Origin of the sequence: Nonomuraea sp. NPDC050202 (assembly GCF_040656115.1) — a bacterium.
Classification (GTDB): Bacteria; Actinomycetota; Actinomycetes; order Streptosporangiales; family Streptosporangiaceae; genus Nonomuraea.
In genome coordinates this window covers 55922-82313 of the sequence record NZ_JBFALF010000018.1, presented here as the reverse complement: position 1 = coordinate 82313, position 26392 = coordinate 55922, and the positions used below count along the sequence as shown (strand labels likewise).

The following is a 26392-nucleotide window of genomic DNA, read 5'->3' as shown; positions in this document are numbered from 1 at the left end:
GCGTCCCGTGGACAGGGGGCTTCACGTCATCTCCGCGTCAGGGGCGTCACGTCGACGTCAGCACGAGAGCGTACAGGGCGATCGCCGCGAAATCGTCGGCCGGCTCGGAGGCCTGCCAGGAGCGCACGTCGTCGACGAAGCGGCTGCCGTGCCCGGTGAACTCGGCATAGCGGTCCACGCCGCCGGCCGGGCAGGGCGGCATCTCCTCGAAGTGCCCGCCCAGGCCGCCCTCGAACAGCTCCGCGCCGTTGGGCCCGTTGACGACCGCGCCGGTGGCGGCTCTGCCGGTGATGTTGGCGATCTGGTGGTGCGGGCAGGCGATCGAGTTCTTGCCCGCCCCGGCGACGAAGGACACGCCCCACGGGTTCGCGCCGAGCGCCCAGTTGCGCTGCTGCGTGCCGAGGGCGTCGTAGGCGCGGTCGCCGGTCACCGACCTGTAGAGGCGGGCGGTGGCGGCCAGGCCGAATGCGTGCGGGACCGAGTCGAACGTGTCGTACCGCGCGCCGGCGCGGAACGGGTCCGCGGCGGCGCGGCGGGCGCCGAGGTCGAGCTGGGCCTTGAGCCCCGCGATCAGGTCCGCCTCGGTGACGGCGAGCCCGCCGGTCGCGCTGGCCCCGCCGGTCCTGCCCAACTCCCCGGTCGGGCTGGTCCGGGGGGTGCCGCCGGTCGAGCCGGTGGAGCCGGTCGAGCCGGTCGAGCCGGTTGAGCCGGTTGAGCCGGTCGCTCCGGTCCCGGGGGTGCCGGCGGGACCGCCTGTCCCACCGGCCTCGGCGGCCCGCATGGCCTTGAGGAGGTCGGCGTGGGCCAGGGCGCTCACGTCGTACAGGTTGAGCGTGTCGCCCTGATCCTCGTCGAGGTAGCCGCGCGCCCAGCGGGCCGAGTCCGCCAGCCACCGCCCGGCGCGCGGGTCGCGCAGGCGCTGCGCGGCCAGGGCCAGCTCGGCGGCGCCGAGCTGCATGTCGTCGCGCCAGACGCTCTCGGGGTAGAACGCGTGCGGCAGGGAGGTGACCAGCCGGTCTACGCCGGTGGTCCTGGCGGTCGCGTAGACGGAGGCGGCCTGGTCGAGCAGGCGGGCGGCGCGGCGAGGGGACGGTTCGACCTGCGCGGCCAGGGCGAAGGCGGCGGCGGTGCGCCCGGCCAGGTTCGGGCTGATCGGCTGGCCGGGGGCGGCGGCGCGGAAGACCGGGCGATGGCGGATGAACTGGTGCCCTGCGGCGTCGTCGCCGTCGTCGGCCTCGGGCAGGCGCCAGATGTCGTGGTCGCCGACGAACGTGCCCTCGGCGTTGCCGGCGCCGATGCCGACCTGGATGTAGAGGGTCTTCGACTCCTCATCCCACATCTTGTCCAGATATTTCAGGCCATGGGCTGCTTCGTTGCGCAGGGCGCGGCCGGGGGCCTTCCCGTCCCGCTGGGCGGCCCACAGGAGCGTGTCCACGTACGCCAGGATGTGGGTGAACTTGAGGTAGTCGCCCGCGTCGAACCAGCCGCCCTCGACGTCGACCGGGCCGCCGATCCTCCTCAGCTCGCCCTTGATCTGGTCGGTGTCGGGGCCGGTGAACTCGGGCCAGTCGTAGACGGAGGCGGCCCGGTCGTTGAGGTGGCTGGGCGTGCGGGGCGCGTCGGCGCCGTCGCGCTGCAGGCCGAAGAAGCCCAGCACCCCGGCCGCCGGATTCCGCGACGGCGCGATCTCGAACTCGGCCGGCGCCGCCCCGGCAGCCTTGACGCGGTAGCTGCCGGGGGTGCGCAGCCGGGTCAGGTCGAGGTCGTAGACGTGCGGGTACGTGCTGTTCCAGGCCCCCCGGTCGGGGCCCGCCCGCCCGGTGAGCACCACCCGGCCGCGGCGGTCCACCACGGTGAAGCGCCCCGCCCGGCCACTGGTCATCAGGTAGGCGTGCTTGCTCTCGTCCGGCAGGAAACCGACCTGGTCGACCCGGATGTGGCCGCGCGCGGCTGCCTGGGCGGGGGTGTTCACGCCCGCCAGCAGCGCCAGCGCGAGCGCGGCGGGGATCAGCCTTCTCATCTGCTCCTCCTGAAATGATCGCGAACTGCGGTTCGCGCGGCCTCGGCCGCGCCGAGCAGGTCCAGCCCGGCCAGGGCGGCGCCCGCGACAGGGGGGAGCGAGCTGACCACGACCCGCGCGAGCGGCGCGCTCGCGCCGATCGCGGCCTCGATCAGGCCGTGCAGGTACGGGTCCCGCGCGGTCAGCACGCTGCCGCCGAGCACGACCTCGGCGGGCGTGTCCAGCAGGCCGAGCCGCTCCAGGCACACCCTGGCCATCACGGCCACCTCCTCGGCCTGCCGGTCCACCAGGCCCCTGGCCACGGCGTCGCCGCCGGCCGCGACCGCGAACAGGTCAGGCACCAGCTCGTGCAGCCGGGCCGGGTCCAGCTCGCCGAAGTGCAGGGCGTGCACCACCTCCGCGACGCTCGCCGTGCCGAACCGCGTGACGACCAGCTCGGCCAGCGCCGTGGCCGGGCCGCGCCCGTCCTCCATGCGGGCGGCGTGCCAGAGCACCCAGGCGGCCAGGTCCTCGCCGCCGCCCCAGTCGCCGCTCCACCTGCCGACCGCGGGGAAGCGGGCCACCTCGCCGGACGGCGCGACGCCGGCGGCGTTCATGCCCGCCCCGCACACCACGACGACGCCCCACGGCAGGGAGGCGCCCGCGCGCAGCACCGCGAAGGTGTCGTTGGCCACCGTCACCTCGCCCGCGCACCCGCGCGCCTCGAACTCCGCGCGCAGCGCCTCCTCCTCGGCGGGGAAGTCGGCTCCGGCCAGGTAGGCCGCCATCACGTCGGCGTACGGCGCGGCCATGCCGTCGCGCAGCGCCCTGGCCCCGCGCTCCACCACGTCGGCGGCGGCGGCCACCCCGGCGCTCTGCGGCACGAACGGGCCGGCCCGGCCCGTGGCGAGCACGGTCCCGTCCTCGGCCACCAGCGCGAGATCGGTCTTGCTGTTGCCGCCGTCCACCGCCAGGATCGTCCTCACCGCGTTCCCGCCCACGGCAGGTGCGCGCGGTTGGCCTCCACCAGCAGCGCGGCCAGCTCGCCCGCCAGGTGCTCCTGCCCGACGAGCGGGTGGGCGAGCAGCGCGTCGGCGACCCGCTCGTGCCCGCCGCGCAGCGCGGCTTCGACGGCGAGCGTCTCGTACGCCGACACGTGCGCGATGAGCCCCGCGTAGAGCGGCTCGACGGGGGCGACGGGCAGCGGCGCGGCGCCGGAGGCCGTGATCCTGGCCGGGACCTCGACGACCGCCTCGTCCGGCAGGAACGGCAGGACGCCGCCGTTGCGCACGTTGACGACCTGGGTGTCGCCCCGGTCGCCGAGCAGCGAGGCGATGAGCGCCACCGCCGCCTCGGAGTAGAACGCGCCTCCCCGCTGTTCCAGCAGGTCCGGCTTGACCGTCACGCCGGGATCGGCGTACATGGCGAGCAGCCGCCGCTCCATGTCCGCCACCTGCGCCGCGCGTGACGGCTCGGCCCGCTGCTCGGCCACCACCAGGTCGTGGGCGTAGAAGTAGCGCAGGTAGTACGACGGCACGGCGCCGAGCCGGGTGATCAGCTCGACCGGCAGGCGCACGTCGGCGGCGATCTCCGGGGCGTGCTCGCCGATCAGATCGGGCAGCACGTCCACGCCGTCGAGCCCGACCGACCGCACCCAGGTGAGGTGGTTGAGGCCTACGTGACCGAGCGACACCCGTGACGGCGCGACGCCCAGCATGGCCGCGAAGCGGCGCTGGAAGCCGATCGCCACGTTGCACAGCCCGATCGCGCGGTGCCCGGCGTCCAGCAGCGCGCGGGTGACGATGCCGACCGGGTTGGTGAAGTCGACGATCCACGCCTCGGGCGCGTGCTCGGCGATCACCTCGGCGATGTCCAGCACCACCGGCACCGTCCGCAGCGCCTTGGCCAGGCCGCCCGCGCCCGTCGTCTCCTGGCCGACGCAGCCGCAGCGCAGCGGCAGCGTCTCGTCCACCTCGCGGGCCGCCTGCCCGCCCACCCGGAGCTGCAGCAGGACGACCGCCGCCCCGGCGACCCCTTCCCGCAGGTCGCCGGTCGCGGTCACGGTGGCCGGGTGCCCGGCCGCCCGCAACATCCTGCGGGCCATGCCCGCGACCGGCCCCAGCCGCTCCGCGGCCGGATCCACCAGGACGAGCTCGGTCAGCGGCAGATCCTCCCGCAACCGGGCGAACCCGTCGACCAGCTCAGGCGTGTACGTCGAGCCGCCCCCGACCACGGCGAGTTTCAACCCTTCACTCCCGTCAATGTCACGCCCTCGATGAAGACCCGCTGGGCGAAGAGGAAAACGATGATCACCGGGGCGGTCACCAGCAGGGTGGCGGCCATGGTGAGGTTCCACTGCACGCTGTGGAAGGCCTTGAAGGTGGCCAGCCCCAGCGACAGGGTCCAGCCCTCCTGGTCGACCCCGGCGTACAGCAGCGGCCCGTAGTAGTCGTTCCAGCAGTAGAAGAACGAGAACAGCGCCACCGCCGCGATCGCGGGGCGGGCCATCGGCAGGATGACGGTGAACAGGATCTTCACGTCCGAGCAGCCGTCCACCTTGGCCGCGTCGGTGTAGTCGCGCGGGATCGTGATGAGGAACTGGCGCAGCAGGAAGATCGAGAATGCGTCACCGAAGAGCATCGGCAGGATCAGCGGCCACAGCGAGTCCGTCAGGTCCAGCCGCGCCCACACCAGGTAGATCGGCACCGCCACGACCTGGGGCGGCAGCATCATCGTGGCGATCACGACGAGGAACGCCGCCTTGCGCCCCCGGAAGCGGAAACGGGACAGCGCGTAGCCCGCCGGGATGGACGACACCAGCATGAACAGCGTCGCCAGCGAGGCGTAGACGAACGTGTTGACCGTCCAGGTGAGCAGCTCCGAGCGGGCGAAGACGTCGGCGAAGTTGGCCCAGTTCCACCGCTCGGGCCACAGCTCGCTGGTGAGCGCCTGCTCGTCGGTCATGAGCGCGGTCAGCGCCACGAACGCGATCGGGCCCAGGAACATCAGCGCGAGCGCGATGGCCAGCGCGTGCCGGGCGACCCACATCAGGCCGCGCCTGCGCCTCACGAGGCCACCTCCGACTTGCTGAACTGGCGGAGCAGGATCAGCGTGAACAGCATCGCGACCGCGAACAGCAGCAGCGCGTGCACACAGGCCAGCCCCATCGACCAGTCACGGAACCCGGTGTGGAACAGGTGCTGGGGCAGGGTGAGCAGCGAGCCGTCCGGGTAGCCGGGGGTGAACGTGGAGCCGGCCGAGTCGGTCGCGCCGGAGGCCACCCGGGAGGCGATCATCGCCTGGGTGAAGTACTGCACGGCGTAGATCACGCCGGTGACGGCCGAGAACATCAGCACGGGGGAGATCATCGGCAGCGTGATGCTGCGGAACTGCCGCCAGGCGCCCGCCCCGTCGATCGCGGCGGCCTCGTACAGGTGCCTGGGCACGTCCAGCAGCGCCGCCAGGAAGATCATGATGAGGTTGCCCGCGCCCCACAGGGCGAGCAGCGTCAGGCTGGGCTTGGCCCAGGCGGCGCTGCCGAACCAGTCGGGCCCGGTGATGCCGAACCACGCCAGCATCTGGTTGACCGGGCCGGTCGCCGGGTTGAGCAGGTACACGAAGGCGACCGTGCCGGCCACCGCCGGCACCAGCGACGGCAGGTAGAAGATCGTCCGCAGGATCCCGCCGCCGCTCTTCACCTTGGTCAGTAGTTGCGCCACGCCGAGTGCGAACAGGACCTGGGCCGGGACCATGAACACCACGAGCCAGAGGGTGTTCAGGGCCGACTGCAGCACGCGGGTGTCGGAGAAGGCGTAGCGGTAGTTGTCCAGGCCGACGAACTCCAGGGTGAACAGGTCGTAGCGGTGGAAGGAGAAGTACACCGTGGACAGCAGCGGGTAGACGAAGAAGACCGCGACGCCGATGATCCACGGCGACAGCCACAGGAGGGCGCGCGCGCCCTCGCCGCGCCGCCGGCGGGGCGGCGCCGCGTGGGTGGAGACCATCATCAGCCCCCGGAGAGCTTCAGCTTGTCGTTGATCCGCTTGTCCACCTCGGCCAGCCCGGCGTCGAGGTCCTTGACCGCGCCCTTCTCCCACTGGGTGAGGAAGGTGGAGAAGGCGTCCTGGTTGAAGACGCTGTTGACGTTGGCCGGCAGCGTCGAGGTCTTGGGATGGGAGAAGATGGCGAGGAAGGTGGCGAAGTTGTCGTCCCTGGCCAGGCGCGGGTGCTCCATGGCGGCCTTGGTGGTCGGCACGTTGCGCAACGCGTTCGACAGCGTCACGAGCGACTCGGTGTCGGTCGTCAGGTGCTTGACCAGCTCCCAGGCGTGCTGCGGGTGCGCGGCGCCCTTCGGCACGCCGATCACGGTGCCGGCGGTGAAGCCGCTGCCGTACAGGTCGGGCTTGTCGTCGGCGACGGGCAGCGGGGCGGTGCCGTAGTCCATGTCCTTGGCGTCGGGGTCGCCCGCGATCATGGCGTTGCGCCACTCGCCGTCGAGGATCATCGCGACCTTGCCCTCGAAGAACGGGTGTTCGGCACCCCACTCGTCGCCCAGGCCCTTGCGGAACTTCTCCAGCTTGTCGTAGCCGTACCAGTCGACCAGCTCCTTCTGCCAGCGCAGGAGCTGCTTCCACGCCGGGTCGGAGCCGATGGCCGAGGTGCCGTCGTCGTTGTACCACTTCGCGCCGACCATCGGCCCGAGGTGGCTGGGGGAGTTCTCGTAGTACTGGAAGCTCGGGATGAACCCGGCGACCTTGATGGTCCCGTCGGCGTCGCGGACGGTGAGCTTCTTGGTCAGCTCGGTCAGCTCCGACAGCGTCTTCGGCGGCTGCTCACCCTTCATGAGCGCCTTGTTGTAGTACAGCCCGTACGCGTCCGCGAGCAGCGGCATCGTGCACCGCTTGCCCTCGAACTCGGTGTACGCGCGGGACGCGGCCGGCAGCACGCTCAGGTCGATGCCGTCCTGCTGGATGACCGGGGTCAGATCCTGGAAGGCGCCGCTCTTGCACCACTGGGCGACGTTGTCGGTGGTGAACGAGGCCGCCACGTCGGGAGCCTTGCCGCCGCGGATCGCCTGGGTGATCTGGTCGTCCTGGATGCCCTTCTTCATGGTGACCTTGATCTGCGGGAACTTCTTCGTGAAGCCCGCGACCGCCTCCTCGAACGCCTTCGTCTCGACGTCCGTGGAGAAACCGTGCCACAGCTCCAGCGTGGCGGCGGGCAACGCGGCGGCGGCCGGGCCGGTGCCGCTCGCGGTGGGTCTGGGCTGGGCGCCGAGCGACGGCGGCGCCTGCTTGCCCGCGGTGCAGGCGGTCAGCGACAGGGCCAGCAACCCGGCCGCCGCGAGAGGGACGAAGCGCACGAGGGTCTCCTATGAGCGGGGATGACGCCAGCGTTAGTAAGGTTTCCTAACTTGGAAAGGACGGTAGGCGTGCGGCCCCGCGTGGTCAAGCCTCGAAATCAACTCGTGACGCCGCTTTCCGGACGATTGGGCGGCAGGACTGTTAACCAAGTCCGGGAACGGCGGCACCCCCTTCGGCTTGGAGGCAGACCTTTGCGGAGGACAGGCGTGATGCCTCGTCGGGTGCGCTCAGCGAGCTGATTCCGCCGGGCCGGCGCCCGAACACAGCGATACGACGGCGACGCCCGGCGCCAAGGGCCAGGCTGACGACGTGGCCGCCGCCGGTGAGCCGCATCGCGGCGATCTGATGCTCGACGGTAGGGGAGCCGCCGCCATGGCCGCATCGGTGAAGTCGCCGGTCCCGGCGGATCGCGCTCGTGCTCGCCGCGCGGGCCGACGAGCTGCGGCGGCCGCCTGGCCCGCCAGGTCTGACCATCCGAGCCGCCTGGCCCGCCAGGCCTGACCATCCGAAGGGTGCGAGGATGTCCGGCATGCTCACGATCGGCCAGCTCGCGCACTACGCCGGAGTCACCACCAAGGCCATCCGCCACTACCACCAGCGCGGCCTGCTCACCGAGCCCGACCGCGACTCCTCCGGCTACCGCCGCTACACCGCCAAGGACGCGATCGACCTCGTCAAGATCAGGACCCTGGCACGGGCGGGCGTGCCCCTGGCCCGGATCAAGGACCTGCTCGACGCCGACGCGGACACCCTCACCGCGGCCATCGCCGAGCTCGACCACGACCTCGACGACCGCATCACGCAGCTACGGCGAACCCGCGAGCAACTCGCCGAGCTGCGCGGCGGTGACCGGCTGTTCGTCTCCCCCGAGGTGGCCGACTACCTCGACGAGCTGCGCCGGCTCGGCGTGAGCGAACGCCAGCGGAACCTGGAACGTGACGGCTGGATCCTGATGCAGACGGCCTCACCCGACGACGCCGCCGTGTGGATCGCCGAGAAACGCGAGCTCCTCGGCGACCCCGAGTTCCGCGCCCTCTACCTCGACCATGACGCCGCCTACGACTGGCCGCCGGACGATCCCCGCCTGCCTGCCCTGGCGGACCGTACCCGCGGCTGGTACGCCCGGCACCACAGCCGATCCGAGACCCGACCCGTCCGCAACGAGGCCATCGCCCGGCTGGCCGAGCAGTCCCAGCCCGGAGCCTCGTCCCCGGCCTGGGACCGGCTCGCCCGGCTCATGCAGGGCTAGCAGGCACCGGAAGGCCTCGGGCCACGATCAGGCCCGTCACCGCGACGAGCAGCGCGACAGCGCCCATTCCCGCGGAGAAGCCCATCGTGCCGGTGGCCGCGCCGCCCGCCAGCGGCCCCGACGCCAGCCCTGCCGCATAGGCGAGGTTGTACAGCGCGTAGGTGCCGCCCAGGGTCGGCGGGTCGCTGCGCCGGCCCTGATCCCCGATCAGCGCGGTGACGGGGGCGAGGAGGAGAGCGACGGTGACGCCCAGCCCGGCCATGGCCAGCGCCGCCTGCCACACCGTCACCGCCCACCCCAGACCGGCCAGTGACCCCGCACCGATCAGGGCTCCGGCGGTGACCAGCCGCCGGGCGGGGACCTGCGCGGACAGCCCGCCGACGACGGGGTTGGCCACGATAGCGGTGAGCACCGCCAGCGCGAACAACGCACCGACCCCGCTCGGCCCGACCCCGAGCGCGCCCGCCAGCCGGGCCGGGAGCACCGGTTCGACCGCGGCCATCACCGCCGCTCCCAGCGCGATGACGACCACGATCGTGATCGAGCCCCGCACGCGCAGGACCGTCAGTGGCCCGCCCGTGTCGTCGGTCACCTCGCCGGTCTTCCTGACCAGCAGGATCCGGGCCAGGCCGTCGGCGAGCGCGAGGCAGGCCGCCAGCACGAACGGGGAACGTACCCCTGCCTGCTCGACCATGATCCCGGCGAGGGGCGGCCCGAGGAGCGTGCCGAGGGAGATGGCGCTCAGCGCGATCCCCATGGAACGCGCCCGGGTGCGCATCGGAGTGCACGCCGCGATCAGCGACAGGCTCGCCACCCAGGACAGGCCCCCGGCGGCTCCTTGCAGAGCGCGGGCGAGCAGCAGCAACCAGAACGGCTCGGCCACGCTGAACAGCAGCGTCGCCGCCGCCAGACCGGCCAGGCCGGCCAGCATGGGGGTCCGCGCCCCCTTGCGGTCGGTCAGCCGGCCGGCCAGCGGGGTCACGGCGACCATCGCCACGGCGTAGGCGGCGAACAGGACGCCGCCGGAGGCCGGCCCGGCGGCGGCCACCGAGGGCAGCAGCGGCAGGACGGGCACGGCCAGCCCGTAGACCAGCATGTCGGTGAACAGCGCCGCACTGGCCACGGTGACGGCGACCCTGGGGGAGCCGGCGGGACGTGGGGAGCTCACCCCTCCTCCTGGCCGGGAAGCAGGCCCGCCACGACGGCGCGGGCGATGCCGGCGGCGGCCTCGGCGGCCGGCAGTTCGTGGGGGGCCGTGGCCGCGGTGACGGTGACCCCGTGCAGCATGGCCATCACCGTGAACAGGGCGTCCTCGGCCCGCAGTCCCTGGCGCAGCCCGGGGGTGTCGAGGAGCGGGAGGATGAGGGCGGCCCACTGGTCGGTCTCCTCAATCTTCTCCTTGACTCCCTCCCCGACGTCGAGGACCTGGGGGGCCACGAGCACCGAGGCGACCGCCAGCGCGCGGAAGGACTCGTTCTCGGCGAGCAGCCGCAGGTAGCGGGTGAGGAAGCCGGTGAGTCGCCGGCCGGGGCCGTGCTCCGGACGGACCAGCTCCTCCAGGGCCGGCGCGGCGTGGCGCCGCCAACCGGCGCCGAGCGCCTCTTCCAGCAGCAGCTTCTTGTCCCCGAAGTGGTGGTGGACGGCTCCGCGGGTGACGCCGGCGCGTGCGCCGATGGCGTGGAAGGTCGCCTCCTTCCAGCCCTTGTCGGCGAACACGAGGATCGCGGCCTCCAGCACCCGGGCACGGGTGGCCGCCGCTTCTTCAGCAGTGCGCTTCATGGGATACATGCTGACATGTATGTAAAACGGCGCAACTGCCGGTTCTGGGAAGGCGCCTGGGCGTCCTGCCCGGTATGCCGCAGGTATGTTCCGCGCCGCCGCGCACCGCGGTTTCTTGCGGTACGGCGGGCCGGATCGCGACCATCGTCTCTGGCCGCCCGGCAACGGGCGCGACATCCTCCTCACCCCTGGAGTCACCATGGCGAAGTTCCTGGCCTTATCAGCGGCGGCTTGCGCGGCCGCCGCCGTGTTCGGCGTTCCCGCCGCGGCGAGCGCCGATCCTCCCAAGGCGAGCAAGAACGTGAAGCTCATCACGGCGCTCAGGCTCACGGCAGATACGGCCGCCGGCTACGACGCGTGGCTTCGTGCGCGGGCCGACCGCGACAAGAAGGGCCACATCAAGAACATGAACTTCAACTGGCGGACCGACTACTGCGACAAGAGCCCGGACAAGCCCAGCGGCTTCGACTTCAAGAACGCCTGCGCGCGGCACGACTTCGGGTATGCGAACGTCAAGCACCTGGTCGGCTCCGCGTCCTGGAGGAACACCCACCGCAAGAAGGTGGACGAGGCCTTCAGGACGGACATGCTGAGGGTGTGCTCGGAACAGTCGTCACGCTCGAAGATCAACGACTGCATCGACATCGCGATGAAGTACTACAACGCCGTCAGGCTCCTCGGCGGCCTCACCTAGGAGTCGCCCCGCCGCGGCACGCAGGCGGCCGCGACTGCTGCGGCGTCCCCGGCAGCGGACGGCCTCCTGCGGGCGGTCAGTAGTAGCCCTTCTCGCCGTCCACCAGCTCCCTGATGATGTCCAGGTGGCCGGCGTGCCTGCCGGTCTCCTCGACCATGTGGATGAGCATCCAGCGCAGGCTCGCCGCGGCCGAGCGGAAGCCGGGATGCTTGCCCACGTCGTCCAGCGAGTGCGCGGCGACGATGTCGTTCGAGATCTTGCACTGGCGCTCGTACTCGTCGAGGAGCTGCGCCAGCGGGACGCCCTCGACCCGCATGTCGGCGTCCTCCACGCTCTCGTCGAACTGCGGGTTGCCGTCCGCGGGGAGGCCCAGGAAGAGCACCTCGAACCAGCAGTGCTCGGTCCAGCGCAGGTGCGAGACCAGGCCCGCCACGGTCATGAGCGGCGAGGTGGGCAGCACCGGCCGGTAGGCGTCCTCCTCCGACAGCCCTTCGCACTTCCACCGGACGATCGCGCGCTGCGTGTCGAGCCAGCCGACGAGCTGGGTGCGTTCGTCGGCGACCAGGGGCGGCCGTACGCGAGGAATGCTCATGAGGGCGGATGCTACTGGGCTAACCCTGACATCGCACGACATTTTCCGCCGTGCGGGTCCGGCCGGCGACACCTACGCGACGTCGGGACGGGTCATCAGCGGCGCCCGCAGATGCAACGCCAGGCCGGGGCCGGTCAGGGGCACGGTGCTCCAGGTCGCCACCGCTGTCCCCGCGCCGGCGTCGACCACCAGCCGCACCCGGTGCGGGGTGGTGATGACGTAGAGGTCGGCGACCGTCCAGTGGTGAACGGTGAGGCGGCGGCCCTGCTCCGAGATGCCGGCCGGCACGTGGCCGGGCAACACGTCCACCACCCGGTCGTCCAGCGAGAGCAGCCCGTCGGCGATCGCGAGCCCCACGGCGACCGAGGTGAACGACGTGGTCAGCGAGTGGAGAAGGTGCGGGCGTCCGGCCGAGTACGGCGCCCATCAGCCTTCGGCGACGACGTGACCGTGGCGTACGACCATGAGGGAGTGACACTCGACGGATCGTGCTTCGAGCCGGTCCAGCAGCGCGGCGACCGCGCGGGACGACGTTCCCGAAGCGGCAGGGGCCGACCGCGGCAGTAAGGCGCGCTGAGAAGGCATCCCGGCACCCTGACAAATCCGCCGTGTTGGTCAGCGGTGCACGTGTGTCCAGGTGCCGTGCGGTGCCGTCCGCAGCAGCGAGGACAGCCCGGCTTCCTGGAAGGCCAGCTCCAGGTCGGCCAGCCCTTCGGAGAAGTGGGCCCAGCCGTCGTAGTGGGCCGGAATCACGAGGCCCGCGCCCAGGACCGCCGCGGCGGCCGCGGCTCGTCGGCTGTCGAACGTCAGCGGGCGCCCGCCGAACTTCGCGGGTACGCGGGCCGCTCCGGCGTGGAGCAGGGCTACGTCGATGTCCGGCAGGCGGCGGGAGATCTCCGCCACGGTACGGATGGAGGCGTTGTCGCCGCTGATGTAGATCGTGGGAAGTCCTGGACCGGACAGGACGAACCCGGTGACCTCGCAGTTGACGTGCCCGTCGGCGTCGCGATCGCCGTCCTCGGGGCCGTGGACGGCGGGGACCGCCAGGACGGTGAGCCGGCCCCCGCCGTCGCCCAGGGGCACGTGGTAGCTGTCCCAGGGAGCGAGGCCGATCGCGGGCGGACCGAGCCGTTCCGCGGAGAGCGGGCCGGTGATGACCATCGGGGCGCTCCTGGCGCATGCGCGTCCACGCTCGTCGAGGTTGTCCGGGTGGCCGTCGTGGCTGACCAGGACCAGGTCGATCGCGCCCAGGGCGTCCTCGGCGACGGCCGGACCCGCCGTTTTCGTCAGGTAACCGTGCGGCCCTGCGTCGTCGAAGGTCGGATCACTGACGATGCGCAGGCCGCCGAGGTCGATGACGGCCGTGGGCCCGCCCAGTGTGGTGATCGCGCATTCCTGCCGGGGCATGTCCATGCTCTGCGCCTCCTGCGCTCCTGTCAAAGGGTCGGCACGATGGGATTCGTGCGCTCTGCCCCGGGAGCGGGGGATTCGCTGGTCGTCCGAGGCCGGCGTGCGCCCGCCGGCGCCGCGGCAGCCGGTGAGCGCCTTCGCGGTCGCCGGGGTGGTGGAGACCTGGGCCGCCCCGATCAGCGGTTTCACGCGTGCGCTCCCTTGAACGCGGCCGTGAGGTCGCCGGTGGTGGTGATGGCGTGGGCGAAGGTGGGGCCGTTCAGCTCGTGGGCGGCGTGCATCATCTCGGGCAGGAACGCCGCGGTGGCGTCGCGCACCAGCGTGACGTGGTAGCCGAGCTCCATGGCGAACCGGCCGGTGGACTCGATGCAGGTGTTGGCCAGCAGGCCGACGAGCACGACGTGGGTGATGCCGTGCTGCTTGAGCTGGAAGTCGAGGTCGGTGTTGGCGAACCCGCTCTGTGCCCAGTGCTCCCGGGCCACGATGTCGCCGGGGCGCGGCTGGAAGTCGGGGTGGAACTCCCCGCCCCAGGTGCCGCGGGCGAAGCTGTGCCGCTCCATGATGCCGCGCTGGGTGGGATTGGGATGGTCCCACGTCTCGTAGTCTCCGGGTTCCCAGCGGCGGTGCGGCACGATCATCACACGGATGCCCGCCTCCCGGGCGCAGGCGATCACGGAACGCAGGTGGTCCAGCAGCCCGACCTGCTCGGCCACGGGCTGCACGCGCGGCCAGATCTTGCCGCCCTCCGACAGGAAATCGTTGTACGGATCGACCAGCAGCACGGCCGTGTGGCGGGGGTCATACGCCTGGGACATGGCACTTGCTCCTTGCTGATCAGTCGACGCGCCAAATTACAGGATGTTTCTCATCATCCACAGAGTCAAGAAAACTACGGTCAAATAGCGCTTTGCTGTTGATGTGTATGATGTACGTCATCCAGACGACGAGGCGCGGCGATTCCACCGCAGGAGGGGGAGGGCCGGTATGGGCCATTCGCAGGCGGACAAGGCGGCGACCCGCGCGCGGGTCCTGCGGATCACCTCCCGCAAGATCCGCGCGGAAGGCGTCACCCGTCCCGGCATCGCCGAGCTGATGAAGGAGGCCGGGCTCACGCACGGCGGCTTCTACAAACACTTCGCCTCGCGGGACGATCTGATCGCGCAGGCCGCCGCCGTCGCCCTGGCCGAGGGCTCGGCGAAGATGGAGCGGGCCGCGCGCGGGAACGAGCAGAGCGCGCGGGCCGGCCTCGTCGACGCCTATCTCGCCAAGCGGCACCGCGACAGGCCGGCCACCGGCTGCGCGCTGGTCACCCTCGGAGCCGCCGCGGGACGGGGCGACGAGCAGGTAAAGCAGGCCTACGAGAAGCAGGTCCGCGCGTACCTGGAGCTGATCGAGGGCCTGGACGGCGACAGCGAGGACGCCAGGGCCGAGGCGATGCTCACCCTCAGCGCCCTGGTCGGCGCCGTGCTCATGTCCCGGGCCGTGGCCGACGAGGATTTCTCGGACGAGTTGCTCACGACAGTCGCCCGGCGGCTCAAGGAACCCGCCCCGGCAACCGTGACCGCCGGCTGACCCCAGCGGCGTCCCGGCCGACGCGGCGCGTCAGCGCCCGACCGGCTCCGACAGTGCCGCCTTGACGCTGCGGCTCTGCTCGTCGGCCAGCACTTCGGCCTGGTCACGGAGCAGGGCGTCCATGGTCAGCTCGGCCACTGTGCCGGCGCTGATCTTCGGCGCGTCGGTCCAGGCGCTGAGGTCGGTGTCCACGAAGCCCGCGTGCACCCCGACCACCAGCGTTCCCTGCGCGCGCAGCGCCTTGCGCAGGGCGTCCGTCAGCGACCACTGCGCGGCCTTGGAGGCCGCGTACCCGGGGAACTCGGGCTGGCCGACCCAGGACGCCACCGACAGCATGTTGACCAGGGCTCCACCGCCGTTGCGGGCCAGGACGGGAGCGAAGGCCCGCGCCACCGCCCAGGTGCCGAAGTAGTTGACCTCCATCGCCTGGCGGGCACCGTCGAAGGCGCCCTCCAGCAGCTTGGTGCTCGCGCCGCCGACCCCGGCATTGTTGACCACGATGGAGACGTCGCTCGCGATGAACGCGGCCGAGGCGACGCTCTCCTCGTCGGTGACGTCCAGACGGACGGGGACGACGTCGGGGTCCGGCACGCCGGCCGGGTCGCGGACGCCGGCGTAGACCTTCTTCGCGCCGTGGTCGATCAACGCTCGGGCGAACGCGCGCCCGATACCGCGGTTCGCACCCGTCACCAGGGCGACCGATCCCTTGATCTCCATGTTTCCTCCTTCACTGTGCACACATGTCAGCGCGCCGTCACCTCAGGGCGTTCCCCGCCGCGCGCCGAGCACCTGCCGGCCGCGCCGCGACTCGGGGAACCGGCCGAGCATGGCGTGCAGCTCGGCCGCGTCCACGTTCGCGCCGAACGGTTCCGTGCCCGGCTCCATGCGCACGCCCTCGGCGAGCGGGCCGGCGATCACCGGGTCGAAGCCGAGCGCGTCCACGATCGAGGCGACGACCTCGACGTCGCCCGGGTCGTCACCGGCGACGGCGATCGCGCGGCGGCCGGGCGCGCCGGCGGGCCGGGCGCCCTCTTCCAGGTCGTGGTAGCCCATGTGGTTGAAGGCCTTGACGACCCGGGCACCGGCCAGGAACGCCTGGACGATCTCGCTGGAGGATGTCCGCGGGTCGGTGAGGTCGTCACGTACCCCGTCCACCTCCTGCCAGTGGTTCATCGCGTCGATCACCAGCTTGCCCCGCAGCGCCTCGGCCGGCACGTGGCGATACCTGCCGAGCGGCAGGGCCAGCACCACGACGTCCGCCCCGGCGGCCTCCGCCGCGCTCACCGCGACCGCGCCGGGCGTGACGACCTCGACGATGAGGGAGATCCGCGCGGCCTCCCCGGAGCCCGCGATCAGGACGCGGTAGCCGGCCTCCACCGCCAGGCGGGCCAGCACGGTGCCGACCTTGCCGGCGCCGAGGATGCCGATGGTGCGCACGTCGCCGGGCTTCATGCTCGCTCCAGGTCGCCGGCGCGCCCGGCGGCGAGCAGCTCGCGTACCCGCGGGGCGACCTCGCGGCCGAGCAGCTCGATCGTGCGAGCCCGGGCCTCGCGCGGCAGGTGCATGATGTCGTACTTCAGATCGAAGCGGCTCAGCCGCAGATCGCGGGCCACCTGGACGATCTTCCGGGCGACCGTCTCGGGCGAGCCGACGAACAGCGCGCCGTGCGCGAGCTCGGCCTCGTAGCGTTCCCGGTCCGGCGCGTAGAAGCCGCGCTCGGCCGCGAGCGCCTCGACGACCGGCTGCCAGTACCGCCACCAGGTCTCCACGGCCTCCTCGTCGGTGTCGGCGACCAGGCCGAGCGAGTGCTGGCCGATCGGCAGCTCGGGCCGGCCGAAACGCTCCAGCGCCGTGAGGTACAACTGGACGTTCCTGGCGAACCGCTGAGGCCGCCCGCCGATGATGGCCATCATGAGGGGCAGGCCGTGACGGGCGGCGCGCAGCACGGAGTCCGGGCTGCCGCCCACGCCGATCCACGTCGGGATGCCGCCCGGCCGCATCCGCGGGTGCAGCCGCTGCCCGGTGAGCGGCGTCCGCACCGTCCCGGACCAGGTCACCTCCTCCTCCCGCTCCAGCCGCAGGAACAGGTCGAGCTTCTCCTCGAACAACCGCTCGTAGTCGGCCAGGTCGTAGCCGAACAGCGCGAACGACTCCACCGCGGAGGCGCGGCCCAGCACGATCTGCGCACGGCCGCCGGACACCGCGTCGAGAGTGGAGAACTCCTGATACAGCCGGACCGGGTCGTTCGTGCTCAACACCGTCACGGACGTGCCGAGCCCGATGCGCCGGGTGGCGGTGGCGATCGCGGCGAGCAGCACCGGGGCCGCCGAGTCGTTGTGCCCCTCGCGGTAGTGCTCTCCCACGCTGAAGACGTCCAGCCCCACCGCCTCGGCCAGCCGGGCCTCCTCCACGAGCAGGCGCAGCGTCTCGGCGTCGTCGAGCACCCGCCCGCCATCCGTCGCCACCTCCCCGAACGAGTTGAGCCCCACCTCGAAGCGCGGGTGTTCGATCCTGCCGACGCTCACGGTTTCCTCCTGCTCTGTGGTGTTCCTAGCGATCGATGCCGATGCCGATGCCGATGCCGACGCCGGCGTGGGCGTCGCGGTGGATCTCTCCGGGCGGTGGTTGCCGTGCCGGCCGGGGTGTGCGGGACCGTCCGGCCGGCACGGGGCTCAGGCGGCCTGGCGCAGCGGGGCCAGGGCGCGGCTCCAGGCGACGACCTCGTCGAACATGGTCGCCAGGGCCGCCACCTGGTGGTCACCGGCGGCGAGCTTGCTGAAGTCGCGGAAGTCGGTGAACAGCGACAGGGCCACGTTGGTGCGCACGGCGGCGAGCTTCAGCTCGCCCCCGATCAGCCGCAGGTGCTCCGCCGCCCGGGCGCCGCCGACGCTCCCGTAGGACACGATGCCGAAGGCCTTGTGGTTCCACTCGGCGAACAGGTAGTCGATCGCGTTCTTCAGCACACCCGAGGTGGAGTGGTTGTACTCGGGCGTCACCATGACGAAACCGTCGTAGGAGGCGATCTTGGCGGCCCACGCCTTGGTGTGCTCGTTCTGGTACTGGCCGTAGGCCGGCGGCAGGGGCTCGTCCAGGTGCGGGAGCGGGTAGTCCAGCAGGTCCACGAGCTCGAAGACGGCGTCCGTGCGCCGGGAGGCGTGCTCCAGCACCCACTGCGCCACCTGTTCGCCGTTGCGACCGGGGCGGGTGCTGCCGAGGATGATGCCGATACGAGTCATTGCGGGGTCCTTTCAACAGAGGTTTCTCACGGAGGTGAACCCGTGTGGGATGGCGGGTGACCCGTGGTTCGGGGTCGCCAAGGAAGCCCTGGGCAGGCCATGGCCAGGGCATGGGCAGGCCATGGGCAGGCTCGGGTCAGGTTCGGGGCGGGGGAGCATCACGCGGCAAGGCGTGCGGGCACGGCACTGCGACGGGGGGCGGCGGGGTGCCTCGGGGTCCGTGGAGAGCGCCGTTCCGTGGGTGATGGGCGCCCTGCCAGGGAAGAGCGGTCGGCTCAGAGGGTGGGCGAGGGCATGCTGATAATCTCCCGTACGTGCGCCGACGGCTTCGAGCAGGGCTTTCCGCCGGCCTCAGTGACTTCCGAGTACTGAATACACGCCGGTGATCGGTCACTTCAACGGAACCGTGGTCACATGGAGTGAACCGTCCAGGTCTCAGCCGAGATCGTCGGGGTCGTGGCCGGCGGCCTGGTCGAAGGCGCGGCGGTTGGCGCGGAGCGTGTCCTGGTTGTCGGCCGCCCACCGGGCGATCGCCAGGACGGGCTCGGACAGGGTGCGCCCGAACGGGGTGACCTCGTACTCGACCCGGGGCGGGATCTCCGGAAAGATCACACGCTTGACCAGCCCGTCCCGCTCCAGATTGCGCAGCGTCAGCGTCAGCATGCGGCGGGAGATGCCCGGCGCCGTCCGCAGCAACCCGGTGAAGCGCATCGGCCCGCTGTCGAGCAGCCCGATGAGGATCAGGCTCCACTTGTCGCCGACCCGGTCCAGCACGGACCGCAGGACGTCCGGGTCGTGATCAAGGCACGTCCTGTCCAGCGAACGCAGCACCCTGTCCGCCTCGGCCTGGTGCGACATGCGGCCCCTGCCTCCTCCGTCACCTGAAAGTGACCAGGTCACGTTGCTGTTACCCGTCCTCGAAGAGTACATCAGTAACCAAAAGTAACTCGCGGAGAGCCCCGCCATGGCCGTGCCGGAGACGTGGCCGAGCCGCGTGGCCGCGGTGCAGGCGGCCACGGCTGACCGGGTGCCCGCCCGGGACGCAGCAGTGAGGCACGATCAGGAGAGGGATGAGGAACCATGCAGGATCTTCCCGCGCCGGGCCCCGGAGACCCGGCACGCGTCAGCGGCTACCACGTGGTGAGACGGCTGGGCGAAGGCGGCCAGGGCGCGGTCTTCCTCGGCGAGTCGCCTGGCGGGCGGCAGGTGGCGATCAAGATGCTGCACCCGTGCTTCGCGGCCGACTCCCATGTCAGGGCACGGTTCCGCCGCGAAGCGGAGATCGCGCAGCGGCTGGCCACCTTCTCCACGGCCCGCGTGCTGGAGACCGGCTTCACCGACGAGCGTCCGTACATCATCAGCGAGTACGTTCCGGGGCCGTCGCTGGAGAGGCTGGTCAAGGAGGGCGGGCCGCGCAGCGGCAGCGGGCTGGAGCGGCTGGCGGTCACCACGCTGACCGCTCTGACCTCTGTCCACGCGGCAGGGATCGTGCACCGCGACTTCAAGCCGAGCAACGTGATCATGGGCCCGGAAGGGCCCGTGGTGATCGACTTCGGGATCGCTTTCGCGCTGGACGCGGCCACCGGCTCGACCGAGCCGGTGGGCACGCCGGCGTACATGGCGCCGGAGCAGTTCGATGACCAGCCGCTCACCCCCGCCTCCGACATGTTCTCGTGGGCGGGCACGATGGTCTTCGCGGCGACCGGCCGGCCGGCCTTCGCCGGCGGTACCGTGCCGGCGACGCTCAACGCCGTCCTGTATGCCGAGCCGGATCTGTCCGGCTTGCCCGACGCGCTGCGCCGGCTGGTGGCGGCCTGCCTGGCCAAGGACGCGGCGGCTCGGCCGGCGGCCGTGGAGGTGCTGTGCGATCTCATCGGCGGGGACCGCGGGCCGTCATCGGCCGTCGTCAGCGGCACCGCGCCGGCGCGCGATGTCCGGCCTGCCACCCGGCATCGGCACCGCCGTGACCACCTTCGTGAGCACCGTCGTGAGCACCGTCGTGAGCACTGTCATGGGGACTGTCGTGAGCATCACGCTGCCGCGCCTGGCGACGGCCAGGGGCGGGGCCGGGCGCAGGGCAGGCATGCGGTGAAGGCGGCCCCGCGGGCCTTCGCGACGACGGCGCCGGCCCCTTCCGCGTCCTGGAGGGCCGGTCGGCGTCGGCGCGGTGTCGCGGTCGTGGCTGCCGTGGTGGCGGTGGCCGCGACGGTCGGCACGTTGCTGTTGTCATCGGTGTTCGGCAGTCCGGCGGACGCGCAGGATCGCGGGACGCGCGCTTCCGCCACGTCACCGGCGTGCGTGACTACGTAGGCCCCGTCAGCGGCGGACGCCCCGGTGCACGCTGGCGGTTCGGCGCGGAGGTCAGCTCGGCGCCGTGACGGCCGAGGTCAGCTCGGTCATGTCCTCGTCGGTCAGCTGCAGGCCCGCGGCGGCCACGTTCTGCTCCAGATGCTCGATCGACGAGGTGCCGGGAATGGGCAGCATGACCGGTGAGCGGTGGAGCAGCCACGCGAGCGCGAGCTGTGACGGCGTGGCCGACAGCCGGGAGGCGATGGCTTCAAGCGGCCCGCCGGACCGCACCAGGCCGCCGGTGGCCAGCGGAAACCACGGGATGAAGGCGATGTCGTGGCGTTCACAGTGGTCGAGCACGTTCTCGGCGGTGCGGGTGGCCAGGTTGTACAGGTTCTGCACGGAGGCGATCGAGGCGACGGCGCGGGCCTGTTCGATCTCTTCGACACTCACCTCCGACAGGCCGATGTGCGCGATCTTCCCCTCGTCCTTCAGCGCCTTCAGCTCACCGACCTGGTCTTCGAGGGGCACGTCCGGATCGACGCGGTGCAGCTGGAACAGCGCGATCCGCTCCACCCCGAGGATGCGCAGGCTCATCTCGCACTGCTGCCGCAGGTAGGCCGGCCTGCCGAGAGGCGTCCACGTATCGGGGCCCTGCCGGGTGAGCCCTGCCTTGGTGGCGATGACGATGTCCTCATCGTACGGGGCGAGAGCGCGCCGCAGCAGCGGCTCGGCGACCGACGGGCCGTAGGAGTCGGCGGTGTCGAAGAGCGTCACCCCGAGTTCCGCCGCCCGGCGCAGCACTCGCACGGCCTCGTCCGGATCGGCCGGAGGCCCCCACACGCCCGGGCCGGTCAGCTGCATCGTTCCGTAGCCGAGGCGGTTGACGGGGAGAGCGCCGTCGATCATGAATTGGCCGGATGCGTCGGCCGTCACAGAGGTCATCACGGCTTCCCTTCTCTGCTTGCCGCCGAGGCCGGGGCATGCTGCCGCGCATCGGCTCCGTGCACTTCATCCGCGCCTGCCCAGCGGTCCCGCCCCCTACCTCAACAGCCGGCAAAGCCATGTCTCGGAGGCGTTCGGCTGTTCAGCGACCTGGGCGTCAGCGACCTGGGCGCGGCGACAGCGCGTTCCATGCCGCCGAGGTGGTGGCCGCCCGCGCCGGCCGGTGCCCGAAGTGGTCCTTCAGGAGTTCGGTGGCCGGTACGACTCCGCATCGGGCGACTCCAGCCGCCGGTGTCCAGGGCGCCGAAGACACCGCCGCCCCCGACGCCGGCGAGCACCACGAACAGGGTGGCCGCGATCAGTACGCGCGCCTGCGCACATGGGAGAGATGCCCTGGCCGCGAGAACATGGCGACACCTCCCGAACCGTCTCCAACCTGCTCAGCTCAGGCCACCGTCCACCCGCAGCACCGTCCCGGTCACGTAGGAGGAGCGGTCGCTGAGCAGCCAGGCGGCGGCCTCGGCGACCTCCTCGGGCGCGGCGGCGCGGCGCAGCGAGGTCCGCGCGTTGAGCTGCTCCACGATCCCGGGCGAGACGGCCTCCCAGGCGTCCACCATCTCGGTCAGCGTGGTGCCGGGGGCGATCCCGTTGACCCGGATGCCCTCCGGGCCGTACGTGGCGGCGGCCGACTCGGTGAGGCTGTTGAGCGCCCGCTTCATCGCGCCGTAGGCGGGCAGCAAGGGGTTCGGCCCCCAGCTGCCGACGGTGGAGGTGTTGACGATCGCCCCGGTCCCGGCGGTGGCCCGGATCGCGGCCACCTCCGCGGCCATGGCGACCCACTGTCCCTTGAAGTTCACGGTGTACATCAGGTCGAAGTCGGACTCCGGCATCCGGTCCATCGGCGCCGGAGGCACCGCCGTCGCGCCGTTGTTGAAGGCGACGTCGAGCCTGCCGTACAGATCCACCGCCCGCTCCACCGCGGCGCGGACGCCGGCCGGGTCGGCCAGGTCGCACACGACGTGGCCGGCGGTGCCGCCCGCCGCGCGGATCTCCTCCGTCACCGCCTTGAGCTGGTCCTCGGTACGGGCGGCGAGCAGCACCGTGGCGCCCTCCCTCGCGAACAGCCGCGCCGCGGCGGCGCCGATGCCGCGGCCGGCACCGGTGACGAAGGCGACCTTGCCGGCCAGCAGGCCGTTGTTCGTGTGATCAGTCATGGCATCGAGCCTGGCCCCGGCGTGCGGGGCCCAGCCAGGCATCGGTGGTACCTGGCTGAGCGCGGCGCAGGCCCCGCATAGTGGAAGCGTGGACAGACAGGAACTGGCCGCCTTCCTGCGCAGCAGGCGAGAGCGGATCTCCGCCGCCGACGTGGGCCTGCCGGCCGGGCGGCGGCGCCGTACCCCCGGGTTGCGCCGCGAGGAGGTGGCCCAGCTCGCCTACATCTCGACCGAGTACTACACCCGCCTCGAACAGGCCCGCGCCCCGCGCCCGTCCCGCGAGGTGCTGGCCGGGCTGGCCCGGGCGCTGCGCCTGTCGGAGGCCGAACGCGGGCACCTGCACCACCTGGCCGGCGCACCGCCGGGCCCGCCGCCCGGCCCGCGCCGCGAGGTGCACCGCGACATCCTCGACCTGCTGGACCGGCTGCCGCAGGCCGCCGTGATGGTGCTGTCCGCGACCTACGAGGTGATCGCCTGGAACGACCTGGCGGCAGCACTGATGGGGGACTTCTCCGCGCTGTCCCCGCGCGAGCGCAACCTCATCCGCTACGCCTTCCTGAACGGGTCCCGGCCGCCCGTCCTGGCCGAGGCGGACCGGGCCGCGTTCGCCAACGAGGCGGCCCGGCGGCTGCGCGCCGCCGCCGCCCGCTACCCCGGCGCCCGCGAAGTGCAGGAGCTGGTGTCGGAGTTGCTGGACGGCAGCGCCGAGTTCGCCCGCCTGTGGGCCTCGCACGACGTGTCCCCCGGGCCGAGCCTGCGCAAGACCCTGCACCACCCGCTGGTCGGCCCCATCACCCTGAACTGCCACGTGCTGGACATCTCCGACCGGGACCAGCAGGTGGTGATCTACACGGCCGACCCCGGCTCCCCTGCCGAGGAGGCGCTGCGGTTGATTTCAGTGATCGGCACCCAGCGGATGAACGTGCCGGGCTGAACCGGCCGATCGGTTTTCGGGGAGGGCCGGCGACGGCCTCGCCTGGCCGAACGCCGGCCGGACGGTCATGGCTCGCGCGCGCTGACTCAGCGCTTGGCCAGGGCGCGGCGCAGCGTGCCGGTGGCCAGCTCGATCGCGGAGGCGGCGGCGTGCGTCTCGCGCAGTGCGTTGAGCATGACGAAGTCGTGGATGATGCCCAGGTAGCGCACCGCGGTCACCGGCACCCCGGCGGAGCGCAGCTTGTTGGCGTACGCCTCGCCCTCATCGCGCAGCACGTCCGCCTCCGCGGTGATGATCAGCGCCGGGGGCAGCCCGGCCAGCTCCTCCAGCGAGGCACGCAGCGGGGAGGCGGTGATCTCGGCCCGCTGGCCCTCGTCGGTGGTGTACTGGTCCCAGAACCACTGCATGCCGTCGCGCCGCAGGAAGTAGCCCTCGGCGAACTGGTGGTAGGAGCCGGTGTCGAAGGAGGCGTCGGTCACCGGGTAGAACAGCACCTGCTGGCGCAGCTCCAGCCCGCCGCGCTGCTTGGCCATCAGCGTCAGGGCGGCGCTCATGTTGCCGCCGACCGAGTCGCCGGCCACCGCGATCCTGGAGGCGTCCAGTCCCTTGGACGCGCCCTCGGCGACGATCCACTGGGCCACGGTCCAGTTCTGCTCGATCGCGATCGGGTAGCGGTGCTCGGGCGACAGGTCGTACTCGGGGAAGACCACGGCGGCATCCGCGCCGGTCGCGAGCTCGCGGACCAGCCGGTCGTGGGTGTGGGCGTTGCCGAACACCCAGCCCGCGCCGTGGATGTAGATGACGACGGGCAGGTCACCGGTGCTGCCCGCCGGGCGGACGATGCGGGCCTTGACCTGGCCGGTCGGGCCGCCGGGGATCGTCACCCACTCCTCGTCCACGGCCGGCTTGTCGATCGGGCCGGACTGCACGTCGTCGACGGCCTTGCGGCCCTCGCCCGGCAGCAGCTGGAACAGGAAGGGAGGCCGTGCGGTGGCTTCGGCGAAGGCACGCGCGGCAGGCTCGAGAACGGGCTTGTTCATGGATCGCTCCAAAGGTGAGAAGGGAACCCGCGGGACCAGCGGCCGGTGACGGCGCGCTCGATCAGGCGGGCGACGGTGTCGGGATGGAAGACCGGTACGGCGGCCTTGCGAGCGGGCCCGGCGCCGGAGGGGCGGGGCGCTGCCGGATCACTTGACGAAGCCGAGCAGGGCCTGGCCGACCTCGGCGGCGTGGGTCCACAGCAGGCCGTGCGGAGCGCCCTCGATCTCCACCGGCTGCCCGGTTCGGTGATCCTCGTAGGAGAGGTCGACGGAGGCGGAGTTCTCCTTACCCACGGTGATGTACGGCATCGACCTGCTCCTTGGATCCGAATGATGGCGGTGGTGCGCGCTCACGACCACGCACGGGACGGAAGGGCGCTGCGCGGACCGCCTCGGCCCGCCGGTGGCCGGGGCAGGGTGTTGCATGACGGGTGCGGTCCGGGACGTCCATGACGTTAGGGGAGATCCCTGGCCGGCTGTTGCCCTCGAGCGCACTGTTTCTTGCCGGGAAGTGTCACCGGGGAGGCGCCCGGGTGCGGTGAGGTCAGCCGCGGTAGCGGTGCAGGACGGAGTGGAGGGTGTCGATGCGCCCATGCCTCGCCCTCGTCGCGGACCACGTCGGCCTCGCCGGTGACCACCAGAGCCGGGGGAGCCGTTCGCGGCCGCGTGGCACTGCTCGAGAGCGACCGGATGCCGAGCCTCCGGGGCGCGCTCGCACTCCACGAACACGGCGGCCGCGTCCGTGCCGAGAGCGAACGCGCGTACCAGGCGCCCGCGCGTGCCGGCGTCCTCGGGAAGACGGTCTCCGCCCTGCAATTCGGCGCGGGGGGCCGATCGGACGGCGGGGTGGTGTCGCTCACATGGTCTCCTGCCAAGAAGGCCTGAGGGCGAATGGGTTCCGGCCGGGCGCGGAGGTCACCGCTGATCGGCGCCGGGCACGCGGGCCCGCGAGGAGGAGTCCGGCGCCGGCCCGCCCTCGACCTCATCGGCGCGCAAGCCACGCCATTCACGAGGGGACATCCCGTAGACGGCCCGGAAGGCACGGCTGAAGTGGGCGGGATTGACGAACCCCCATCGCTGGGCCACGACTGACACCGTGGGCACCGTCCCGCCGCGGCGGGCGAGCTCGCGCCCGCACTCCTCCAGGCGCCGGTACTGGATGAGCCGACCGACCGTGATCCCCTCGCCCTCGAAGACCCGGTGCAGGTAGCGGAGCGAAATCCGGAGCGCCCGCGCGATGCTCTCCGGCGACAGACCGGGATCGCCCAGGTTCTCGTTGATGTGACCGCGAACCTGCAGGGCGAGGTGGGCGCGGGCGTTGTCCGCCTCCAGAGCGACCTGGTTGGTCCGTTCGGCCACCAGCGTGGAGAACAGGTCCACGACGTTGCCCGCCAACCGGCTCGCCACGGCCGGCGAGTAGGCGTGGGCCGAGGCGGCCAGCGCGGCCAGGAAGGGCACCAGCATCGAGCCGAGGCCGTCCCCTGTGCCGATGGTGGTCCCGGTGACCTGCCGGATGTCAGCCTCCGGAACGCCCAGCACGCGGCGGGGCAACTGGAAGACATGGGTGGAGAACCGTTGCGGATAGTCGAAGAAGTACGGCCTCGTCGTGTCGTACACCACCAGGTCCCCCTCGCTCACCTCGGCCCGCCTGCCGTCCTGGAGCAGGGTCGCCGTGCCCGACACCTGAACACCGATCGCCACGAATCCCGCCGGCGAGCGTGCGATCAGCGTCGGCGTGCGGCTGATCCGATTCGCGTCGGCCTCCATGGTCGAGACCTGGAGATAACCGAGGCGGTCGGTCGCGATCCGGCCCTCGAACGGTCCGTCGCCTTGCGGGACGACGGTCATGGGCACCAGGGTCCTGCTCACCGCGTCATTCCAGTAGGCGACCTTGTCACGGTCAGGAACGGAAGCGGTCGTCAACAGCAAGCTCAACCTGCTCTCCCCTCAGCAAGAGTGACACGCACCCGCAGCCCGGCATGGCTCATCGCATGAGCAGACATGAAGTAGGTCCTTCCTAGACGGGCCGAGCCTAGGAAGGACCCCGCGTAAGGACTGTGCGAGATCTGTGACAGC

General features: G+C 71.9%; 27 protein-coding genes. 5 read left to right on the top strand and 22 right to left on the bottom strand.

All coding sequences use genetic code 11. The features are described 5' to 3' along the window. Positions 1-46: 46 nt before the first annotated feature. The 6 genes from AB0I79_RS36820 to AB0I79_RS36795 are packed head-to-tail and all read right to left on the bottom strand — an operon-like array spanning position 47 to position 7361. Complete coding sequence (locus tag AB0I79_RS36820; protein WP_357883592.1) at positions 47-2020, bottom strand: glycoside hydrolase family 9 protein; 1974 nt, start codon at positions 2018-2020, stop codon at positions 47-49. Further along, positions 2017-2985 carry a BadF/BadG/BcrA/BcrD ATPase family protein gene (locus AB0I79_RS36815; RefSeq protein WP_357883589.1) on the bottom strand — a complete coding sequence of 323 codons (969 nt, stop codon included), beginning with the start codon at positions 2983-2985 and terminating at the stop codon, positions 2017-2019. The genes AB0I79_RS36820 and AB0I79_RS36815 overlap by 4 nt, the downstream gene beginning before the upstream one ends. Further along, positions 2982-4244 (bottom strand): 6-phospho-beta-glucosidase, encoded by a 1263-nt coding sequence (locus AB0I79_RS36810; protein ID WP_357883586.1) that lies wholly within the window; start codon positions 4242-4244, stop codon positions 2982-2984. The genes AB0I79_RS36815 and AB0I79_RS36810 overlap by 4 nt, the downstream gene beginning before the upstream one ends. Next, positions 4241-5068, bottom strand: a complete 828-nt coding sequence (locus AB0I79_RS36805; RefSeq protein WP_357883583.1) for a carbohydrate ABC transporter permease — start codon at positions 5066-5068, stop codon at positions 4241-4243. The genes AB0I79_RS36810 and AB0I79_RS36805 overlap by 4 nt, the downstream gene beginning before the upstream one ends. Continuing rightward, on the bottom strand, positions 5065-6006 hold the full coding sequence (locus AB0I79_RS36800) for a sugar ABC transporter permease (protein WP_357883580.1): 942 nt from the start codon (positions 6004-6006) through the stop codon (positions 5065-5067). The genes AB0I79_RS36805 and AB0I79_RS36800 overlap by 4 nt, the downstream gene beginning before the upstream one ends. Next, positions 6006-7361 carry an extracellular solute-binding protein gene (locus AB0I79_RS36795; protein ID WP_357883577.1) on the bottom strand — a complete coding sequence of 452 codons (1356 nt, stop codon included), beginning with the start codon at positions 7359-7361 and terminating at the stop codon, positions 6006-6008. The genes AB0I79_RS36800 and AB0I79_RS36795 overlap by 1 nt, the downstream gene beginning before the upstream one ends. 521 nt (positions 7362-7882) lie before the next feature. Between AB0I79_RS36795 and AB0I79_RS36790 the strand changes: the two genes are divergently transcribed. Then, on the top strand, positions 7883-8611 hold the full coding sequence (locus tag AB0I79_RS36790; protein WP_357883574.1) for a MerR family transcriptional regulator: 729 nt from the start codon (positions 7883-7885) through the stop codon (positions 8609-8611). Here the strand turns inward: AB0I79_RS36790 and AB0I79_RS36785 are convergent. Both AB0I79_RS36785 and AB0I79_RS36780 read right to left on the bottom strand, forming a co-directional pair. Continuing rightward, positions 8598-9779 carry an MFS transporter gene (locus AB0I79_RS36785; protein ID WP_357883571.1) on the bottom strand — a complete coding sequence of 394 codons (1182 nt, stop codon included), beginning with the start codon at positions 9777-9779 and terminating at the stop codon, positions 8598-8600. The genes AB0I79_RS36790 and AB0I79_RS36785 overlap by 14 nt on opposite strands. Next, the gene (locus tag AB0I79_RS36780) at positions 9776-10390 is read right to left on the bottom strand and encodes a TetR/AcrR family transcriptional regulator (protein ID WP_357883568.1); all 615 of its coding nucleotides are present in this window, start codon (positions 10388-10390) and stop codon (positions 9776-9778) included. Before AB0I79_RS36780 ends, AB0I79_RS36785 begins: the two co-directional genes overlap by 4 nt. A gap of 199 nt (positions 10391-10589) precedes the next feature. Between AB0I79_RS36780 and AB0I79_RS36775 the strand changes: the two genes are divergently transcribed. Continuing rightward, a complete protein-coding gene (locus AB0I79_RS36775; protein ID WP_357883565.1) occupies positions 10590-11084 on the top strand; it encodes a phospholipase A2 in 495 nt (164 codons plus the stop codon). Positions 11085-11160: 76 nt separating this feature from the next. On the opposite strand, the gene AB0I79_RS36770 is transcribed toward AB0I79_RS36775, so the two are convergent. From AB0I79_RS36770 to AB0I79_RS36755, 4 genes are all read right to left on the bottom strand, one after another. Beyond that, positions 11161-11676, bottom strand: coding sequence for a DinB family protein (locus AB0I79_RS36770; RefSeq protein WP_357883562.1), 516 nt, complete (start codon positions 11674-11676; stop codon positions 11161-11163). 72 nt (positions 11677-11748) lie between these two features. Next, positions 11749-12033, bottom strand: coding sequence for a hypothetical protein (locus tag AB0I79_RS36765; protein ID WP_357883559.1), 285 nt, complete (start codon positions 12031-12033; stop codon positions 11749-11751). 258 nt (positions 12034-12291) lie between these two features. Beyond that, entirely contained in the window at positions 12292-13275 is a 984-nt protein-coding gene (locus AB0I79_RS36760; RefSeq protein ID WP_357883556.1) for an MBL fold metallo-hydrolase, read from the bottom strand. After that, positions 13272-13901 (bottom strand): isochorismatase family cysteine hydrolase, encoded by a 630-nt coding sequence (locus AB0I79_RS36755; protein ID WP_357883553.1) that lies wholly within the window; start codon positions 13899-13901, stop codon positions 13272-13274. The genes AB0I79_RS36760 and AB0I79_RS36755 overlap by 4 nt, the downstream gene beginning before the upstream one ends. 169 nt (positions 13902-14070) lie before the next feature. On the opposite strand from AB0I79_RS36755, the gene AB0I79_RS36750 reads away from it, so the two are divergent. Beyond that, complete coding sequence (locus AB0I79_RS36750; RefSeq protein WP_357883550.1) at positions 14071-14658, top strand: TetR/AcrR family transcriptional regulator; 588 nt, start codon at positions 14071-14073, stop codon at positions 14656-14658. Between the two features lie 30 nt (positions 14659-14688). On the opposite strand, the gene AB0I79_RS36745 is transcribed toward AB0I79_RS36750, so the two are convergent. From AB0I79_RS36745 to AB0I79_RS36725, 5 genes are all read right to left on the bottom strand, one after another. Further along, positions 14689-15375, bottom strand: a complete 687-nt coding sequence (locus AB0I79_RS36745) for an SDR family oxidoreductase (RefSeq protein ID WP_357883547.1) — start codon at positions 15373-15375, stop codon at positions 14689-14691. A gap of 42 nt (positions 15376-15417) precedes the next feature. Further along, positions 15418-16110 carry an NAD(P)-binding domain-containing protein gene (locus AB0I79_RS36740; protein WP_357883544.1) on the bottom strand — a complete coding sequence of 231 codons (693 nt, stop codon included), beginning with the start codon at positions 16108-16110 and terminating at the stop codon, positions 15418-15420. Further along, positions 16107-17183 (bottom strand): LLM class flavin-dependent oxidoreductase, encoded by a 1077-nt coding sequence (locus AB0I79_RS36735; protein ID WP_357883541.1) that lies wholly within the window; start codon positions 17181-17183, stop codon positions 16107-16109. Before AB0I79_RS36735 ends, AB0I79_RS36740 begins: the two co-directional genes overlap by 4 nt. 147 nt (positions 17184-17330) lie before the next feature. After that, positions 17331-17894: an NAD(P)H-dependent oxidoreductase gene (locus AB0I79_RS36730; RefSeq protein ID WP_357883538.1), complete on the bottom strand. Its 564-nt coding sequence runs from the start codon at positions 17892-17894 to the stop codon at positions 17331-17333. 435 nt (positions 17895-18329) lie between these two features. Then, positions 18330-18752: a helix-turn-helix domain-containing protein gene (locus AB0I79_RS36725; protein WP_357883535.1), complete on the bottom strand. Its 423-nt coding sequence runs from the start codon at positions 18750-18752 to the stop codon at positions 18330-18332. 222 nt (positions 18753-18974) lie between these two features. On the opposite strand from AB0I79_RS36725, the gene AB0I79_RS36720 reads away from it, so the two are divergent. Continuing rightward, positions 18975-20204: a serine/threonine-protein kinase gene (locus tag AB0I79_RS36720; protein WP_357883532.1), complete on the top strand. Its 1230-nt coding sequence runs from the start codon at positions 18975-18977 to the stop codon at positions 20202-20204. Positions 20205-20255: 51 nt separating this feature from the next. Here AB0I79_RS36720 and AB0I79_RS36715 read toward each other — a convergent pair whose 3' ends face one another. Next, positions 20256-21128, bottom strand: a complete 873-nt coding sequence (locus AB0I79_RS36715) for an aldo/keto reductase (protein ID WP_357883529.1) — start codon at positions 21126-21128, stop codon at positions 20256-20258. Positions 21129-21568: 440 nt separating this feature from the next. Further along, on the bottom strand, positions 21569-22342 hold the full coding sequence (locus AB0I79_RS36710; RefSeq protein ID WP_357883526.1) for a glucose 1-dehydrogenase: 774 nt from the start codon (positions 22340-22342) through the stop codon (positions 21569-21571). A gap of 88 nt (positions 22343-22430) precedes the next feature. Between AB0I79_RS36710 and AB0I79_RS36705 the strand changes: the two genes are divergently transcribed. Further along, entirely contained in the window at positions 22431-23276 is an 846-nt protein-coding gene (locus tag AB0I79_RS36705; RefSeq protein WP_357883523.1) for a helix-turn-helix transcriptional regulator, read from the top strand. An 86-nt stretch (positions 23277-23362) separates the two neighbouring features. Here AB0I79_RS36705 and AB0I79_RS36700 read toward each other — a convergent pair whose 3' ends face one another. The 3 genes from AB0I79_RS36700 to AB0I79_RS36690 form a co-directional block, all read right to left on the bottom strand. Continuing rightward, the gene (locus AB0I79_RS36700; RefSeq protein WP_357883520.1) at positions 23363-24316 is read right to left on the bottom strand and encodes an alpha/beta hydrolase; all 954 of its coding nucleotides are present in this window, start codon (positions 24314-24316) and stop codon (positions 23363-23365) included. A gap of 147 nt (positions 24317-24463) precedes the next feature. Then, positions 24464-24625, bottom strand: coding sequence for a hypothetical protein (locus AB0I79_RS36695; RefSeq protein ID WP_357883517.1), 162 nt, complete (start codon positions 24623-24625; stop codon positions 24464-24466). A gap of 606 nt (positions 24626-25231) precedes the next feature. After that, on the bottom strand, positions 25232-26251 hold the full coding sequence (locus AB0I79_RS36690; protein ID WP_357883514.1) for a helix-turn-helix domain-containing protein: 1020 nt from the start codon (positions 26249-26251) through the stop codon (positions 25232-25234). Between the last annotated feature and the right edge of the window lie 141 nt (positions 26252-26392).